At 73.2% G+C, this 17,031-nt stretch carries 12 protein-coding genes and 2 pseudogenes; 3 read left to right on the top strand and 11 right to left on the bottom strand.

Annotated features, from left to right (window positions below):
- Positions 1-956: pseudogene (gene bla / locus ACQEVS_RS30885) on the top strand (class A beta-lactamase).
- A 42-nt stretch (positions 957-998) separates the two neighbouring features.
- Here the strand turns inward: bla and ACQEVS_RS30880 are convergent.
- From ACQEVS_RS30880 to ACQEVS_RS30845, 8 genes and pseudogenes are all read right to left on the bottom strand, one after another.
- The gene (locus tag ACQEVS_RS30880) at positions 999-1,859 is read right to left on the bottom strand and encodes an MOSC domain-containing protein (protein ID WP_433026167.1); all 861 of its coding nucleotides are present in this window, start codon (positions 1,857-1,859) and stop codon (positions 999-1,001) included.
- Between the two features lie 112 nt (positions 1,860-1,971).
- A complete protein-coding gene (locus tag ACQEVS_RS30875) occupies positions 1,972-3,516 on the bottom strand; it encodes an alpha/beta hydrolase (protein WP_433028079.1) in 1,545 nt (514 codons plus the stop codon).
- 181 nt (positions 3,517-3,697) lie between these two features.
- Positions 3,698-4,552, bottom strand: a complete 855-nt coding sequence (locus ACQEVS_RS30870) for an urease accessory protein UreD (RefSeq protein ID WP_433026164.1) — start codon at positions 4,550-4,552, stop codon at positions 3,698-3,700.
- A pseudogene (gene ureG / locus ACQEVS_RS30865) lies at positions 4,549-5,240 on the bottom strand (urease accessory protein UreG). The gene ACQEVS_RS30870 and the pseudogene ureG overlap by 4 nt, the downstream one beginning before the upstream one ends.
- 265 nt (positions 5,241-5,505) lie before the next feature.
- Positions 5,506-6,198, bottom strand: coding sequence for an urease accessory protein UreF (locus ACQEVS_RS30860; protein WP_433026161.1), 693 nt, complete (start codon positions 6,196-6,198; stop codon positions 5,506-5,508).
- A complete protein-coding gene (locus ACQEVS_RS30855; protein ID WP_433026158.1) occupies positions 6,198-7,943 on the bottom strand; it encodes an urease subunit alpha in 1,746 nt (581 codons plus the stop codon). Before ACQEVS_RS30855 ends, ACQEVS_RS30860 begins: the two co-directional genes overlap by 1 nt.
- Complete coding sequence (locus tag ACQEVS_RS30850; RefSeq protein ID WP_185942993.1) at positions 7,936-8,247, bottom strand: urease subunit beta; 312 nt, start codon at positions 8,245-8,247, stop codon at positions 7,936-7,938. Before ACQEVS_RS30850 ends, ACQEVS_RS30855 begins: the two co-directional genes overlap by 8 nt.
- 28 nt (positions 8,248-8,275) lie before the next feature.
- The gene (locus tag ACQEVS_RS30845; protein WP_004946319.1) at positions 8,276-8,578 is read right to left on the bottom strand and encodes an urease subunit gamma; all 303 of its coding nucleotides are present in this window, start codon (positions 8,576-8,578) and stop codon (positions 8,276-8,278) included.
- 120 nt (positions 8,579-8,698) lie between these two features.
- Between ACQEVS_RS30845 and ACQEVS_RS30840 the strand changes: the two genes are divergently transcribed.
- Both ACQEVS_RS30840 and ACQEVS_RS30835 read left to right on the top strand, forming a co-directional pair.
- Positions 8,699-9,034, top strand: coding sequence for a hypothetical protein (locus ACQEVS_RS30840; RefSeq protein ID WP_433026154.1), 336 nt, complete (start codon positions 8,699-8,701; stop codon positions 9,032-9,034).
- A complete protein-coding gene (locus ACQEVS_RS30835) occupies positions 9,027-9,356 on the top strand; it encodes a branched-chain amino acid transporter permease (protein ID WP_433026151.1) in 330 nt (109 codons plus the stop codon). Before ACQEVS_RS30840 ends, ACQEVS_RS30835 begins: the two co-directional genes overlap by 8 nt.
- Positions 9,357-9,393: 37 nt before the next feature.
- Here the strand turns inward: ACQEVS_RS30835 and ACQEVS_RS30830 are convergent, their stop codons facing one another.
- The 3 genes from ACQEVS_RS30830 to ACQEVS_RS30820 all read right to left on the bottom strand — a co-directional run bounded on the left by ACQEVS_RS30830 (position 9,394) and on the right by ACQEVS_RS30820 (position 17,008).
- Positions 9,394-9,696 carry a type II toxin-antitoxin system Phd/YefM family antitoxin gene (locus ACQEVS_RS30830; protein WP_433026148.1) on the bottom strand — a complete coding sequence of 101 codons (303 nt, stop codon included), beginning with the start codon at positions 9,694-9,696 and terminating at the stop codon, positions 9,394-9,396.
- Positions 9,697-10,100: 404 nt separating this feature from the next.
- Positions 10,101-11,897: an SDR family NAD(P)-dependent oxidoreductase gene (locus tag ACQEVS_RS30825; RefSeq protein ID WP_433028075.1), complete on the bottom strand. Its 1,797-nt coding sequence runs from the start codon at positions 11,895-11,897 to the stop codon at positions 10,101-10,103.
- Positions 11,894-17,008 (bottom strand): acyltransferase domain-containing protein, encoded by a 5,115-nt coding sequence (locus ACQEVS_RS30820; protein WP_433028072.1) that lies wholly within the window; start codon positions 17,006-17,008, stop codon positions 11,894-11,896. Before ACQEVS_RS30820 ends, ACQEVS_RS30825 begins: the two co-directional genes overlap by 4 nt.
- Positions 17,009-17,031 lie beyond the last annotated feature (23 nt).

Here is a 17,031-nt window from a genome sequence, read left to right as displayed (position 1 = left end):
ATGCGAACAGGGATATCCCGCAGAGGACTGCTGACCGCGACGGCCGCCGTACCGCTGGCGGCCGCCCTGCCCGGCCCGGCCGCGCACGCCGCCGACAGCCCCGGGCCGGCCGCGCACGCCGCCGACAGCGAGGTGGCGGAACGGCTGCGCGGCATGGAGGAGGCGTACCACGGCCGTATCGGCCTGGCGGCGTTCGACACCGGATCCGGCCGGTCGGTGACGTACCGGGCGCACGAACGCTTCGCGCTCTGCTCGACGTTCAAGTTCCTGGCCGCCGCCGCGATCCTGGACAAGGCGCGCCGGGACGACCCGGGGCTCCTGGACCGGCCCGTGCACTACTCCGAGGTCATCGACGGTTCCCCGGTGACGAAGGACAACCTGTCCAGGGGTTTCATGACCGTACGCGAACTCTGCGACGCGGCCATCGCCGTGAGCGACAACACGGCGGGCAACCTGCTGTTGGAGCAGTTGGGCGGCCCGCGGGCGATCGGCGCGTTCGCCCGGACGCTCGGTGACGGCCGTACGCGGCTGGACCGCACCGAACCCACGCTCAACACCAACCTCCCCGGTGACCCCGGGACTCCACGACGCCCGCGGCCATGGCCCGTGACGTGTACGCCCTCACCGTGGGCACGGCCCTCGCGGCGCCCGACCGGGAGCAGCTGAACCGCTGGCTGGAGGGGTGCCGGACCGGAGGCGAACGCATCCGCAAGGCCATGCCGGCCGGCTGGCGGGTCGGGGACAAGACCGGAACGGGCGAGCGGGGGGCCGCCAACGACATCGCCGTCGTCCGGCCGCCCGGCCGCGCCCCGCTGGTCGTCGCGGTCTACACGACGCGTCTCGGCAGCACGGAGACGGGCGACAGCGCGATCATCGCGCGGACGGCAGCGGTGGCCCGCTGCGCCCTGGTCCCGTCGTCCTGCGCGGGCGCGGGATGCACCTGCCGGACCGCGTAAGGCGGGTACGGGCCCTCACCCCCGGCCCTCACCCCCCGGCCCTCACCCCTCCGGCTCGCCCCACTCCCCGACGCTCAGCTCGTCGCCGACGGACAGCTTGCCGGGCCGCAGGACGGAGAACTTGGCGCCGAACACGACGCCGCCCGCCGCGGCCCGCCGGTAGGAGGCGAGGGTGCGCAGGGGTTCCGGGCCGGCCTTCGTCCCGCTCTCCTGGGCGACCATGGTGACCGCGCAGCGCACGGCGAGCTTGGCGTAGGCCAGTTCGGCGTCGCCGATGGCGAAGCGGCGCAGCCGGTCCTCGGTGTGCGGCTCGTCCCAGCCGTCGACGAGGACGTTGGGGCGGAAGCGGTTCACGGGGAGCGGCTCCGCGCCGCGTTCGGCCAGTTTCGCGTCGAGCAGGGCGAGGCTGGAGCGGGACAGCAGGTGGACGGCCGAGCTGTCGGCCCAGCCGGAGGTGCCGGGGGTGAGCCCGTCGGTGACGCGGTCGTGCTCCGGCGGCACCCGTACCAGCCTGCTGGGCGCGCCGAGCACCTCGCTCAGCCAGGCGGCGGCCTCCGGCCCCTGGTCGACGGCCCGGTAAGGCAGGCCGAACATCTCGACGCCGCGCCGGGGCCCGGTGGTGTCCACCTCGACGACGACCTCGCCGGCGCCGGGCGCCCGCAGGGTGAGCAGCGCGCCGTCGGCGCCGACTGCGGGCCGGATCGTGGCGAGGAGCGGGTCCTTGCGCTGGCTGCGGAACACCCCCTCGTCGTCGACGACCATGAACGCCCGGTCGTGGGCGAGCCCCGCGGGCGTCAGGACCGCCTGCCCGAGCGCGGTCCCGGCGCAGCCCTTGACCGGGTACGACGCCAGTGCGACGACTGTGGCTGTTGTTGTCACGGGGGCCGGCATGGAGGCTGTCATGGGTGCCTGTTCCTGTCTGCTTCCCGCCCGCTTTCCGCGGGCTCGGAAAAGACCGCACCCCGGGCCGTGGTCCGGCCCGGGGTGCGGCGGTGGTGGTGTGCCCGTCGGCCTGTTACTTGGCGGCCTTCGGCACCGGGACGGCGTGCGGGGTGCACGTGACGTCCTTGGCGTCGACCTTGCCGGTGAGCAGGTAGGTGTCGACCCGGTTGTTGATGCAGGGGTTGACGAGGCCGGTGACGCCGTGCGAGCCGGCGCCCTTCTCGGTGATCAGGCGGGAGCCCTGGAAGCGCTTGTGCAGCTCGACCGCGCCGGCGTAGGGGGTTGCGGCGTCGCGGGTGGACTGCACGATGAGGGTCTGCGGCAGGCCCTTGTAGGTCTTGACCTCGAGGGGCGTGCCCTGCGGGCCCTTCCAGGTGGCGCAGGGGAGGTTCATCCAGGCGTTGGCCCAGGTCATGAAGGGGGCCTGACGGTGGATGCGGGTGTTGTCGCGGTCCCACTTCTTCCAGCTGGTGGGCCACTTGGCGTCGGCGCACTCGACGGCCGTGTAGACGGCGTTGCCGTTCTCGGCGGAGACGGCACCGGCCAGGTCGGGGCCGGCGGCCTCGACGAGGGCCTTGGTGTCACCGGAGCGGTACTTGGCCCAGGCGTCGGCGACCGGAATCCAGGAGGAGTCGTAGTACGCGGCGCTCTGGAAGAAGTTGATGAGCTCGGCCGGGCCGACGACACCGCCGATCGGCTTCTTCTTCGCCTCGGCGCGCAGCTTCAGCCACTGGGCGTGCACCTTGGCCTGGCTGTTGCCGATGTGGAAGACGGAGTCGTACTTGGCGACCCACTGCTCCCAGTCCTTGAAGCGGCTCTCGAAGGCGACGTCCTGCTCGAGGTTGGCGTCGTACCAGATGTTGCTGGTGGCCGGGTTGACGACGCTGTCCACGATCATGCGGCGGACGTGGCCCGGGAACAGCGTGCCGTAGACGGCGCCGAGGTAGGTGCCGTAGGAGACGCCCAGGTAGTTGAGCTTCTTCTCGCCCAGGGCGGCGCGCACGACGTCGAGGTCGCGGGCGGTGTTCATCGTCGTCATGTACGGCAGCATCTTGCCGCTGCGCTTGGCGCAGCCGTCCGCGTACTGCTTGGCGAGCTTGCGCTGCGCCAGCTTGTCCGCCTCGCTGCCCGGCACCGGGTCGGCCTTCGGGGCGGCGACGAACTGCTTGGGGTCGACGCAGGAGATCGGGGCGGACTTGCCCACACCGCGCGGGTCGAAGCCGACGAAGTCGTAGGCCTTGGCGACCTTGGTGTAGATGGGGTTCTTCGTCGTGACCTTGCGCGGGAACTTCAGGCCGGAGCCGCCCGGGCCGCCCGGGTTGTAGACCAGCGAGCCCTGGCGCTCCTTGGCGGTGCCGGTGGAGTGGACGCGGTCCACCGCGATCTTGATCGTCGGGCCGTTCGGCTTGGCGTAGTCGAGCGGGACGGTCACCCAACCGCACTGGATGGGCTTCTCCAGGCCCCAGGTGGCGGGACAGTCCTGCCACTTGACGCCCGTCTTCGCCGCCTTCGCGGCGGCGGCCTGCACGCCCTTGGCCTCGGCGGCGCCGCCGGGCACGCGCTCGGTGGCACTGGCCGACGGAGCGGCCAGGAAGCCCGCGACGAGGGCGCCGGTCATCACGGTGCCGGTGGCCGCGCCGAGTATCGCTTTAGGTCTCACGTGGGAATCCCCCTGCTGGGAACGCCGCCCTCGGATCGGGACGGCGATGATCACAGAGCTGCACCAGGGATGATTCCGTCTCCAGTACCAAGATGGACAGGTTGTTCGGGTGAATCTTTACTAATCCGTAAGGATGACGTCATGCCGGATGCCTCCTGAGGCGTCCTTCGTCCCCCTCGTGCGTCAGCGCCCTTTCCGCCGTGCGCAGCAGCGTGCGCAGCCGGAGGGCGTCGGACGCCACGGCGCTCACCACGACGGCGGGGCCGGCGAGCGGCATGGCGGCGGACACGGCTCCCTCGGCCGTGTGCGGCGGCGGCACGGGCGGATTGTCGCCGAAGGCCGGATCGACGGCCAGGAGCTGCCCCACGGCCCGGTGGCCGCCGAGGACGGCGCCGCCGTCCCAGCCGGGCGCCCCCGGCCCGTAGGCCAGCTCCTGGTCGTAGAGCGGACGGCCGGCCCGGTGGACGGTGAGCCGGGCGGTGAGCCGCCCGGCCGGCTCGCCCGCGCGGCCGAGCACCTGTTCCTCGCGGAACAACAGCCGGGCGGTGGGGGCGAGTTCGATACGGGTGGTGGTGCGCAGGTCGCTGCCCGCGGCGGAGATCAGCGGCTCGGGGAGCCAGTGCAGCGTCGCGCCGTCCCCGACGATGATCCGGATATCGTACGCGGCCGGGGCGCCGGTCCGGCCGGGCAGGGCGAGGGTGGCGGCCGTGGTGGTGAAGCGGAGCGCGGCGCCGGGCTCGACGGCCGCGGCCAGCGTCAGCCGGTCGCCGCCGAGCGGCGCGCTCATCGCGCCGACCAGCGTGACGTGCGCCACCGGGCCACGGAGCCCGGTCCTGCGGAGCGCGAACGGCGCCTCGCCGGACAGGACGGGGAGCGCCGTGCCGCCGCGGCCGTCCGGGGCCGCGACGAGGCGGGCGGCGGCCCGGACGGCGGCGGCCGGCTCCCGCGGCGGCGCCGCCGGCTCGCGCGGCTCGGTGAGTTGGGCGGTGGTCATGCCTGGCGCCATGCCGCGAGCCGCTCGCGCACCCAGTCCCGTACGGGCGCGACGCCGCCCTCGGCGGCGAGCGACGTGAACGCCACGGGCAGGTCGCCGCGTTGGGCCTTGGCGTCGCGCGCCATGCCGTCGAGGTCGACGCCGACGTACGGCGCGAGGTCCGTCTTGTTGACGACCAGCAGGTCCGCGCCGGTGATGCCCGGGCCGCCCTTGCGGGGGATGTCGTCGCCGCCCGCCACGTCGATCACGAAGATCTGGGCGTCGACGAGGCCCTTGGAGAAGGTGGCGGTGAGATTGTCGCCGCCCGACTCGACGAGGACCAGGTCGAGGGGGCCGACGGTGTCTTCGAGGTCCTCGATCGCTTCGAGGTTGGCCGAGATGTCGTCCCGGATCGCGGTGTGGGGGCAGGCGCCCGTCTCCACGGCCGTGATGCGCTCCGGCGGCAGGACGGCGTTGCGGAGGAGGAACTCGGCGTCCTCGCGGGTGTAGATGTCGTTGGTGACGACCGCGATCGAGAACTCGTCGCGGAGGGCTCGGCAGAGGGCGGCTACGGTGGCGGTTTTGCCGGTGCCTACGGGGCCGCCGAGGCCGATGCGGAGCGCTCGGCGCTGGCCGTTCGCGCGGAGGGCTGGGGTGGCTGAGTAGGTGTGGCGGTGGGGGTAGGGGTGTTCGGGTGGTCGAGGTGCATGTTCGGGTCTCCCTTAGTGGGTGGTTGCGGTCTTTTTTGGGGGTGCCCCGGTCCCGCCCCTTCGCCGTTTCTTGCGGGAGGGCCCGCACCCCGGCAACGCGGCTGCGCCGCGTTCGTCCTCAAACGCCGGACGGGCTGAAGTGCGCGCCCGGGCCGCACTATCCAGCCCGTCCGGCGCTTGAGGACGAGCGGCGAAGCCGCGACAAGCGGGGTCTGGGGCGCAGCCCCAGGAAACGGCGAAAGGGCGGGACCGGGGCACACCCCCCTACGAAGCGAACAGCCGCACCGGCCACCCCGCATGCACCTCCGCCATCACATCCAGCAGCGGCGCCGAAGCAGCCGGCAACACATCCGTCCCCTCCGAAACGCAACGCACCCCTGCCTCCGCGGCCCCCGCCGCCACCGCGTCCAGCTCCGGCGCCAGCCGCGCCAGCACCCCCGTAGCGTCGAACGGATCGAGACCGAGGAGCCGGACAACAGCCGTGGCGGGCCCGCCGATCGCCTCGTAGCAGGCGGCGTACGCCGCGGCCGCCGGGCCGAGGCCGGCCGAGCGGGCGGTGAGGCCGAGGACGACGGGCTGGTGGGCGCCGCGTGGCCGGGCCGCGGCGAGGGCGTCGAGGTCCGGTGAGGGCCAGGCCGCCCGTGCGGCGCGCATGAGTTGCCGGCCGAGGCGGCGGGCGGCGGCGCGCAGGGCGGGGGACGGCGTCCGCGCGTCGGCGGCGTCGTCGAGTCCGAGCGGGTCCGCGCCGGCGGCGGCCGCCGCGGCGAGCGCGGCGGCGGTCAGCCCGGCGGTGTGCAGCCGCCCGCGGCAGAACTCCTCCAGGTCGGCCGCGTCCCGGATGCGGCCCGCCGCGACGGCCGCCTCCGCGCCGCCGGAGTGTGCGTGGCCGCCGGCGGGGAACCGCCCGTCGGCGAGGACGAGCAGGGGGGCTAGGGCAGCGCTGTCGACGGCCGTCATCAGAAGAGGAAGTAGCGCTGGGCCATGGGCAGTTCCGCCACCGGGCTCGGTTCCACAGGATCGCCGTCGATGGTGACGGTGAAGGTGTCCGGGTCGACCTCGACGTGCGGCCGGGCGTCGTTCTCGCGCATGTCGGCCTTGGTGACGCCCCGGGTGTCGCGGATGGGCACGAAGCGCTTGCCGAGGCCGAGGCGTTCGGGGAGGCCGTCGTCGAGGGCCCACTGGGTGACGAAGTTGAGGGAGGTGGCGGCGGGGGCGCGGCCCACCGCCCCGAACATCGGCCGGGGCAGCACCGGTTGCGGCGTCGGGATGGAGGCGTTGGCGTCGCCCATCTGCGCCCAGGCGATCTGCCCGCCCTTGAGGACGAGCAGCGGCCGGACGCCGAAGAACGCCGGTTCCCACAGCACCAGGTCGGCGAGTTTGCCCTCCTCGACCGAGCCGATCTCGTGGTCGAGCCCCTGCGCCACGGCCGGGTTGATCGTGTACTTGGCGACGTAGCGGCGGGCCCGCCGGTTGTCGGCCGGTCCGTCGCCGGGCAGCGGTCCGCGCCGGGCCTTCATCACGTGCGCCGTCTGCCAGGTGCGCAGCACGGTCTCCCCGATGCGGCCCATGGCCTGGGAGTCGGAGGAGACGATGGAGATGGCGCCGAGGTCGTGGAGGACGTCCTCGGCGGCGATGGTGCCGGGGCGGATGCGGGACTCGGCGAAGGCCAGGTCCTCGGGGACGGCGGGGTTGAGGTGGTGGCAGACCATCAGCATGTCGAGGTGTTCCTCGACGGTGTTGACGGTGTGCGGTCGGGTGGGGTTGGTGGAGCTGGGCAGGACGTTGGGTTCGGAGACGACGGTGATGATGTCCGGCGCGTGCCCGCCGCCCGCGCCCTCCGTGTGGTAGGCGTGGATGGAGCGCCCGGCGATGGCGGCGAGGGTGTCGCCGACGAACCCGGCCTCGTTGAGGGTGTCGGTGTGGATGGCGAGCTGGGCGCCGCTCTCCGCGCAGACGGAGAGGCAGGCGTCGATGACGGCGGGTGTCGCCCCCCAGTCCTCGTGGATCTTGAATCCGACGGCTCCGGCGCGCAGTTGGGCGCGCATGGCGTCGTACGAGACGGTGTTGCCCTTGCCGAGCAGCCCGACGTTGACGGGGTACGCCTCCATCGCCTCGAACATCCGGGCGAGGTGCCAGGCGCCGGGGGTGACGGTGGTGGCCTTGCTGCCCTCCGCCGGTCCGGTGCCGCCGCCGACGAGGGTGGTGATCCCGGTGGCGAGGGCGGTCTCGGCGGCCTGCGGGCAGATGAAGTGGACGTGGGCGTCGACGGCTCCGGCGGTGAGGATGCGCCCGTTGCCGGAGATGATCTCGGTCTCGGGGCCGATCACCAGGTCGGGGTGGACGCCGTCCATGGTGTCGGGGTTGCCCGCCTTGCCGACGCCGGTGATCCGTCCGTCGCGGATGCCCACGTCGGCCTTGACGACGCCCCAGTGGTCGAGGACCACCGCTCCGGTGATGACGGTGTCGGGGGCGCCCTCGGCCCGGGTGGCCCGGGACTGGCCCATCGACTCGCGGATGACCTTGCCGCCGCCGAACACCGCCTCGTCGCCCGCCCGCCCGGGCCCGCCGCAGCGGTCCTCCTCCACCTCGATCAGGAGGCTGGTGTCGGCGAGGCGGATGCGGTCCCCGGTGGTGGGACCGTAGAGGGCGGCGTACGCGGCCCGGTCGAGCCGGGGCGGCCCGGGGAAGTTCACATCAGCCATCGAGCTGGCCCCCGCAGGCCCCCCGCAGCCCCGGGACGATCCGCTTGCCGGCCAGCGGGACGAGGTCCACCTCCACCGGGATGCCCGGTTCGAAGCGGACGGCGGTCCCGGCCGGGATGTCGAGCCGCTTGCCGTGGGCGGCGGCCCGGTCGAAGTCCAGGCCCGGGTTGGCCTCGGCGAAATGGTAGTGCGAGCCCACCTGAACGGGCCGGTCGGCGGCGTTGAGCACGGTGATCCGGGTGCGGTGCAGGCCCTCGTTGAGGCGGACGGGTTCGTCCGCATGGAAGACCTGACCCGGTATCAGGGCGTCGACGGTCATGGGTTCCCCCTCGTCAGGCTATGGGCTCGTGGACGGTGACGAGCTTGGTCCCGTCCGGGAAGGTGGCCTCGACCTGGACGTCGGGGATCATCTCGGGGATGCCGGGCATGACCTCGTCGCGGGTGAGCACCTTCCTCCCGGACGCCATGAGTTCGGCCACCGTCCGGCCGTCGCGGGCGCCCTCCAGGACGTGCGCGGTGATGAGGGCGACGGCTTCTGGGTGGTTGAGGAGCAGTCCGCGGGCCCGACGCTTCTCTGCGACGTCGGCGGCCACATGGATCAGCAGCCGCTCCTGCTCGTGCGGGGTCAGTCGCACAGGTCCCACCTCACTGTCGTCCGAACGCAGCGGGACGTTACCCCAGTTCAGCACGGTGCCGACGGGCGCGGACCCGCCCGGGGGCCGGTGATTGCAACTTACTGCGCAAGCTTTTCCACCGTGTTAACCACCGCTTTGCGTCGCCATGGCGAACGGACGTGCCGGGACCGCCACTGCTACTGGGCCGGCGGGGCGACGGCCGGCACCCTGCTCGGCCCGGTGATACCCGACGGGATCAAGGGCCTGGACTTCGCGGTGACCGCCCTCTTCACCGTCCTGGCCATCGACGCCTTCCGCGCCCACCGCGACGTTCCCACCCCGCTGCTCGCCCTCGCCTGCGCTCTCGTGGCGCGGTTCGTGTTTCCCGGACAGTTGCTGCTCGCCGGGTTCTCCCTGTTCACTGCCGGACTGCTGGCCCGCTACCACTGGGTACGGAGGCAACGGCCCTGTGCCTGACACCGGTTACCTGATCGCCGCGGTCGCCACCGCCGTCGCCGCCACCTGGGCGCTGCGCGCGCTGCCCTTCGCGGCCCTGGCCCCACTGCGGTCGAGCCCGCTGGCCGTCTACCTCAAGAAGGCGTTGCCGGCCGGGGTGATGGTCGTCCTCGCCGTCCACACCCAGCGGGACTTCGACCCGCATGTCCCCGACCGCGCCTGGCCGACCGCGGCGGCCCTGGCCTTCACCCTGACGCTGCACCTCTGGCGACGGAACATCCCGCTGTCCGTCCTCAGCGGCACCCTCGTGCACGTGCTGCTCGCCGGCGCGGTCTTCGGCTGATCCGAGGGCAGCCGCCTCCGGGGCGCCGGGCCGCGCATCAGCGCCGGGAGTCGTTCCCCGGGTCGCGGTACTCGGCCGCGATGCCGAAGCGGCCGGGTTCGCCGGGAGCGGACGGAAGGTGCCGCACCGTCGAGACGGTGCTGATCACCGGCTCGTCCTCGGCCCGCTCCCCCGCCTCCGCCTCAAGCCGTTCGAGTCGCTCCAGGTCGGCGGCGGAGACCAGGGCGACCAGGGGCTTCCCGTGGCGCGTCACGACGACCCGCTCGCCGCCGTAGACGACGCGGTTGATCAGCTCCGCCAGCTCGGCTCGGGCTTGCGTCACAGGAATCTCGTAGGCCATGAACCCAGCCTATGCAATGTCCACCTGGTCCGCCGCGGTCGGTGGCGACAGCGAATGCAGGTCAGGGACTCTCGTTCAGCAGCGGATCGGGGAAGCTGGACCAGCCCCTGCTGGACGAACGGCTGCCGTCGGCGGAGCCCTCCTGCCCGAACCCGTCGGGCTCGGACTGCCGGGCTGTGGGCGGTGGGCGGCCCCCCTCTCCGGCCCCGGTTCCATGGGATGCGGCACCCGTCGGAACCGGTGGCATGGGGGGCGGGGCCGGCCGGGGGCGCAGGGTTCGAGGGCCCGGAGCGCGCCGAGCGGGAGGCGTTCGCCCTGGTTCGGTCCTTGACAGCCGAAGGTCCGGACGCCCCGTTCCCGTGCGCGCTCGGCCGGGCCTTCACCGCGCCGGTTCTGCGCCTGGCTCAGGCGGGAGGTGCGGTGCTCTTTCCGGCGATCTCGGTCGAGTAGTGGCCTGCCAGGATTTTGGGGAGCATGATTTCGGCGATGCCGCGGAGGGAGCCGTCGCTGTGGAGGACTTCCATGACGGGGGCTTCGTACTGGAAGCTCCGGCGTAGCTTGGCCATGACTTCCAGGGCCATCAGGGAGTCCATGCCGTACTCCTTCAGAGGGACCGTCGGGTCGATCTGTTCGGCGGGCATCTGGAGGATCTCGGCGACGACGGACGCGAAGCTCTCCTCGAGCAGGGCCTGGGCCTCTTGGAGGGGCACTTCCTTGAGATGGGCGATGAATTCCTCGAGGCGGTAGCCGGTTCCGGCGACCGGCGGTGGGACGACGGGTGAGAAGCGGGGGCCGGTCACGGTGGGTCCCAGGAACGCCAGGGCCGACCAGTCGCAGCGGGCGTAGCAGGTGACGTCCAGGGCCTGGGCGTGGAAGCGGTCCAGGGCGGCGCAGGCGTCGTCCGGGGTGAGCGGAGCCATCCCACTCTTGTCCAGCAGTTCGGCCAGCCCCGCGCGGGCCACGTAGCCGGTCTCCCCGATGGGTCCCCAGGCGGCGGCCAGGCCCGCTCGCCCCTCGTGGCGGCGTTGGCGGACGAGGGCTTCGGTGAAGAGGTTGGCGGCCGCGTAGTTGGCCTGGCGGACGTTGCCGATCCAGGCGTTCAGCGAGGAGTACACGGTCAGGGCGACGTCCCTCTCCCGGGCGAAGCCGCTCAGGATCAGGGCGCCGGCCATCTTCGGTGCGAGGACGGCACGGAGGCGTTCGTCGTCCAGGCCGGTCAGGACGTCGTCCTCCAGGTGCAGGACGGAGTGGACGATCCCGCGGAGCGGATGCTCGCGGGTGTCGGTCCGCCGGGCGACCTCACGCATGGCCGCCGCGTCGGTGACGTCCACGGCGTGCACGTCCACGGTGGCGCCGAGGGCGTCGAGCCGGGCGAGGAGGCCGGGGGCTTCGGGGCTGTCCGCGCCCCGGCGGCCGACCAGGGCCAGGTGGCGGGCGCCGCGGCGGGCGAGGTGCAGGGCGGTGCGCGCGCCGAGGCCGCTGAGCCCGCCCACGATCAAATAGCTGCCGTGGGGGTCGGGCGGTGGTGGCGTGGGGGAGGTGCGGACGGGAACGGGGTCGTCGAAGGTGACGACGACCTTGCCGATGTGCTGGGAGTGCTGGAGCAGGCGGAACGCCTCTTGGATGCGTGCGGCGGGGAAAGCCTGGTGGAGCAGCGGGCGGTAGATCCCCTCGCGTACGCGTTCGGGGACGCTCGTCAGCTCCAGCAGTTCACCTTGGGTGGCGGTGAGGAGCAGGCGGGCGAGGTCGACGACGTGCAGGGAGGCGTTGTGGGCCAGCGGCCGGAGGAGCATGCGGCTGTTGGCGTACACGTCGCGTTTGCCGAGCTCGACGAAGTGCCCGCCGGGGGCGAGGACCTCCATGCCGCGGGCCATCGCCTCGCCGGCCAGGGAGTTGAGGACCACGTCCACGCCCCGGCCGCCGGTGAGTTCCCGGACCTGGTCGGCGAAGCGCAGGTCGCGGGAGTCCAGGGCGTGCGCGGCGCCGAGCTGGGTCAGCAGGTCGCGTTTGACGGGCGTGCCGGCGGTGGCGATCACACTCGCGCCGATGTGCCGCGCGTACTGCAGGGCGGCCAGGCCGACGCCACCGGCGCCGCCGTGGACGAGAAGGGTTTCCCCCGGCCGCAGCTGGGCCAGCGTCTCCAGGCTGTGGTGGACGGTGAAGAACGCGACGGGCAGGGTGGCGGCCTCGGCGAACGTCATGGGCTCGGGAATCGGCCGGAGGACGTCCGCCGGGACGCAGGTGTAGGCGGCACCGGAGTGCATGAGTCCGTAGACGCGGTCCCCGACGGCGAGATCGGTGACGCGCGGGCCGACGGCGGTGACCACGCCCGCGCCTTCCATGCAGAGGTAGTCCTCGGAGACCAGCCCCTCCTCGGCGATCGGGGGAGCAGGCCGGTGACGACCATGACATCGCGGTAGTTGAGGGCGGCCGCCCGGACGGCGACGGTCACTTCGCCGGGGCCCGGTTGAGGGAGGGGCGCCTCGTCCCAGGCGAGCCGGTAGCCCAGGCCGACGCGGTCCACCGCCAACCGGTGGTTGGCCACGTGGGTACTGGGCCGGGTGGGGTGGGGCGCGTGGATCACGCGGGGGACGAAGCGGCCGGCGCGGGTGAGGAGGACCTCGTCCTCGCTCTTGCCGTCCTTGCCGTCGGAGATGTCCGTGCTGCCGGAGCTCTCGGAGTCGTCGGGGCCCCCGGACCGGCCGGCGCCGTCGGCGCCCACGGAGGGGTGGAGTTCGGGCAGCAGCTCGGCCACCAGCCGACGGGCGTCGGCGTCGTCGCTCTCACCCTCGCCCCGCTCCAGTGACACGCGGACGACGGGCACCGAGGGCAGTTCGTTGGCGAGGACCCGCGCGGCTCCCCAGACGGCGGCCTGGCCGGGCACGCACGGGCGCTCGGGGGCGGGCAGAGCGCCGGTGGGATGGCTGACGAGCACCAGGCGGCGCAGCCCCGGCAGGGCCCCGTCGGCACAGGCCCGGGCGAGGGCGCGCAGGGTGGACACCCTGGTGACGGCCAATTCCACGGTGTCCTCGGGCGTTTCGCCGTGTTCCCGGTCCTGCGCGGCGCTGAGCAGGTACACGATCCCCAGGTCGCCCGCGCCGGCGAGCGGCGGAGGCGTCTCGCCGTCCCTGACGCCGGCTGCCCTCAGAATGCGTGCCTCCGGGCATCCCGCGGCGGTGAGGCGGCGGGCGAGGGCCTGGTGCAGTTCCCGCTCCGAATCGTCCTCGGTGATCAGCAGCCAGGACAGCGGCGTGTCCATGGGGGTCGGGGCGGTCTCGGAGGAAGGTGCCGTCTGTGCGGGTAGGTGCGGCTCTTCGGCGTGAGGGCGGGCGGGAAGGTCGTCGGTTCGGCGGGCCAGCAGGACGGAGACCTGCTCCCGGGCGGGCGGGCCGGTGGCACCGGTGCGCACGACGTCGTCGAATCCGCTGTCTCGAAGGAGGGGCGGCCACTGCTCTCGGGGGAGCAGCAGCGAGCGCGGGCGCAGGTGTTCGTCCTCGGGCGACCAGAACTCCTCCAGCGGACCGAAGATCACGGCCAGGGGGACCGGGTCGTGGACCTCGGTGGCGAGCAGGAGGCCGTTCTCCGTCAGCAGGGACGCGATGCGCCGCAGGCCGGCGGCCAGGTCCTTGGCCGCGTGCAGGGAGTAGGCGGCGACGACGAGGTCGAAGCTCTCCGGCGGGTAGCCCTGGGCGAGCGGGTCGGCGTCGAGGTCGAGGGTGCGGTACTCGACGAAGTCGTAATCCGCGAAGCGGGATTGGGCGGAGGGGAAGTACACCGGGGAGACGTCGGTGTAGACGTAGTGGGTCCGTTCCGCGGGCAGCACGGGCAGGAGCCATGAGGTGAGCCCTCCGGTGCCGGCCCCCACCTCCAGGATGCGCAGCGGCCGGTCCTCGGGCCATGCCGCGACCACCTGCCGGAGCAGGGCACGGGCGAGGCGGTTGTGCAGTTTGTTCAGCGGGAGGAGGTCGTAGAACTGTTGCAGCAGGTCGACACCCTCGAACAGCAGCTCGCGGTGGTCACGCGTCCCTCGGAGCACTTCGAGCGAGTAGGGCGCCAGGCGGGCGCTGAGCACGCTCAGCGAGAGCTGGTCCGGGTGTTCGACCAGCTCGGTGCCGATGGCGGGCGTCTCGGTACGAGACGGGCGGAAGCGCCAGCCGTCCGCCTCCTCGACGGCCCATCCGCGACGCACCGCCAATTCGAACAGGGTGCGCAGGTAGCGCTCGTGGCGCGGCAGCACACCCGCCCGGTGCACCTCTTCGAGCGTGAATACGTCCTGCCCCGGAAGCACTGTCCTCAGATTCTCGACGGCCCTCTCCACCATCGCCCGCTCGTAACCGTCGAACAGGCGAGCGTAGCGGGCATCGGACCAGTCCGCTCGAACAGCCTCGATCTCCTCCCGCGCCGAGGCCAGGACGGCATCCGGGCCGGGCGCGGGCGCGGGCCCGGTGGTGGAGCCGGGCAGGGGGGCCGCCCTCAGGACCGTGGCGTACTGGACGGCGTCGTCGGCCGCGTTGGCCGGCATGGCGCGCGCCCGGCAGTCGTCCATGGCCGCCACCACGGAGCCCTTACCGTCGGTGATCGTGATGTCGAAGGCCACTTCGCGGGGTGTGCATGCCCGTTGGCGCACATGGGTCCATCCGGTGGCGGGGAGTTCGCCCCAGATCCGGACCCGGCCGATCGCCGCCGGCAGGTAGCCCGTCCGCAGATCGGCCAGTAGGGGTGCGCAGGCGTGCCAGGCGGCGTCGAACAGGGGCGGGTACGCCAGGTAGCCGCCGTAGCCGTCATCGGGTGGTGTGCAGGCGTAGGAGGCGAGGACTTCGCCGTCTCCCACGTGGATCTCGCGGAGGAGACGGAAGGCGGGGCCGTAGCGGAGTTCGCCCTTGCTCAGGAGGGTGTAGAGCCGGTCGGCGTCCCAGGTGTCGGACGTGCGGGCGCGCAGTGCCGCCGGGTCGATTCCGGGTGGTGGTGTGGGGGTGGCCAGGCGGCGGGCGCGGCCGCGGGCGTGCGGGCGCCAGGGGCCGTCCTCGCCGGTGCGGCTGGCGATGCGCCAGATGCCGTCCTCGTCGGAGAGAGTGGTCTGCAGGCGTACGTCCATGGTGGCGTCCCACGGCAGGGGCAGCCCGCGGGGGATGTCGATGCCGTCGAGCTCGGTCGGTCCGCCGTAGAGTTCCCGGCCGGCGGCCAGCGCCATCTCCACGTAGCCGGTGGCCGGCATGATGACGGCACCCCCGACGTTGTGGTCGCCCAGCCACGCGGTGCGCGTGCGCTCGACGGTGGCGTACCAGGCGGGTTCCATGGACGGCAGGCGTTCGCCGAGGAGCGGGTGGACGAGCACACCGTCGCCGCTGACGCGGGTCCAGTCCCCGGGTGTTCCGTGCCAGTGCGGCTCGTGCTGCCAGGGGTAGGCGGGCAGGTCCGTGATCCGTCCGGGGGCGGGCAGCAGCTTGTCCGGGGCGGTGTCGCGGGTGGCGCAGGCCAGGACGCGGGCCGCGGCCCGGCGCACGGCCTCGGAGCCGGGAGTGTCCTCGTCCATGGCGGCCACCGTGGTGAAGCCGGGCCGCGGCTGCTCGGCCGCGAGGCGGGTCAGCGCGCCGCGCAGGGTGGGCCGCGGGCCGATCTCGACGGCTGCCGCCACGCCGATCGGTGCCAGTTCGCGAACGGCCTGTGCGAAGCGGACGGTGCGGCGCATGTTGCGCCACCAGTAGTCGGCGTCGAGCTCTCCCGATTCCACCTTCTTCCCGGTGACGGTGGAGTACATGGGGAGGTGCGGTGTTCCGGGCTTGAGGTCCCGCAGGGCGGTGCGCAGCTGTTGTTCGACGCCGTCCATGGCGGCGGTGTGGAAGGCGTAGGGGCCCGGCAGTTCGCGGAAGGCCACCTCCCGCGTGGCCAGCACGCTGCCCAGCACGGCCAGCGCGGCCGCGTCTCCGGAGAGGGTGACGTCACGGGCGCTGTTGACGGCGGCGATCTCCACCAGGCCGTCATAGGGGGCGATGGCCTCCCGCGCCTCGTCGGGGCTCAGGGCGGCGACCGCCATCCGGCCGCTGCCGGCCGTCGCGGCCTGCACACGGCTGCGCTCGACGACCGCCCGGGCGGCCGAAGCGCCGTCCAGCGCCCCGCAGACGTAGGCGGCGGCCAGCTCCCCCACACTGTGACCGACCACGGCCCCCGGACGAACCCCGTAGGAGTCCAGCAGCGTGACCAGTCCGGCCTGGAGGGCGAAGAGTGCGGGCTGGGCGTAGAGAGTGTCGGCCATCGGCCGTACCACCGGCTCGCCCTCGGCGGGACGGGAGCGGGTGAGGAGTTCGGCGACGGACCAGCCGAGCAGGGGCCGCAGGTGGGAGTCCGCCTCTTCGACGCCTTTCCGGAACGCGGGCTCGGCCGCCATCAGGTCGGCCGCCATGCCGTCCCACTGGCTGCCGTTGCCGCAGAAGACGAAGACCACCCCGCCCCCGTCACCGGCCTCGACCGCGTCGTCGAGCACGCTCTCGGCGGCCAGCCGGCGGGCGGCTTCTTCGCGGGTGTCGGCGAGGACGGCGAGGCGGTGCGGGTGTCGGCCGCGTCGTCGGGTGGCCGTCCAGCACAGGTCGTAGAACTCGTCGTCCGCCGCCCGGCCCAGCCGCTCGGCCATGGCCGCGGCCGCCGCGCCCACAGCCTGCCGCGTCCGCGCGGAGACCACCAACGGCAGGGGGCCGTACGGGCGTTCACCATTCCGGGTGGGATCGGGGTTGCCCGTGCGTTCGGGGTCGTCGGTGCGTACGGGCGGTGGAGCCAGGACGACGTGGGCGTTCGCGCCGCCGAAGCCGAAGCTGTTGACCCCGACAAAACCGGGCGACCGGCCGTCCACGGGGCGCGGCTCGGTGACGCAGGTGAGGTTGAGCTCCTCGAAGTCGATGTCGGGGTTGGCCGGCGTGGCGTGCAGCGAGGCCGGGATCCGGCCGTGTCGCAGCACCAGCATGCTCTTGATCAGGCCCGTCACTCCGGACGCCGGCTCGCTGTGGCCGAGGTTGGACTTCACCGATCCGATCGGCAGGGGCCCTCGGGTGCGCCGCATGCCCAGTGCCCGGCCCACCGCCTCGCACTCCGCCGGGTCACCGAGCGGCGTGCCCGTGCCATGGGCCTCGAAGTACCACAGCGCGTCCGCGTCGATGCCGGCCCGCCCGTACACCTCCTCCAGCAGACGCCGCTGCATCTCCACGCTGGGCGCCGCGAGCCCCGCCGTCCCGCCGTCGCTGTTGACACCGCTGGCGGCGATCACCGCGTGCACTCGGTCCCCGTCCGCCAGGGCGTCGGACAGCCGCTTGAGCAGCACCATCCCCCCGCCCTCGGAGCGCACGT

Origin of the sequence: Streptomyces sp. CA-181903 (genome assembly GCF_050937075.1) — a bacterium.
Lineage (GTDB): Bacteria > Actinomycetota > Actinomycetes > Streptomycetales > Streptomycetaceae > Streptomyces.
This window is presented reverse-complemented; position numbering and strand designations above follow the sequence as displayed.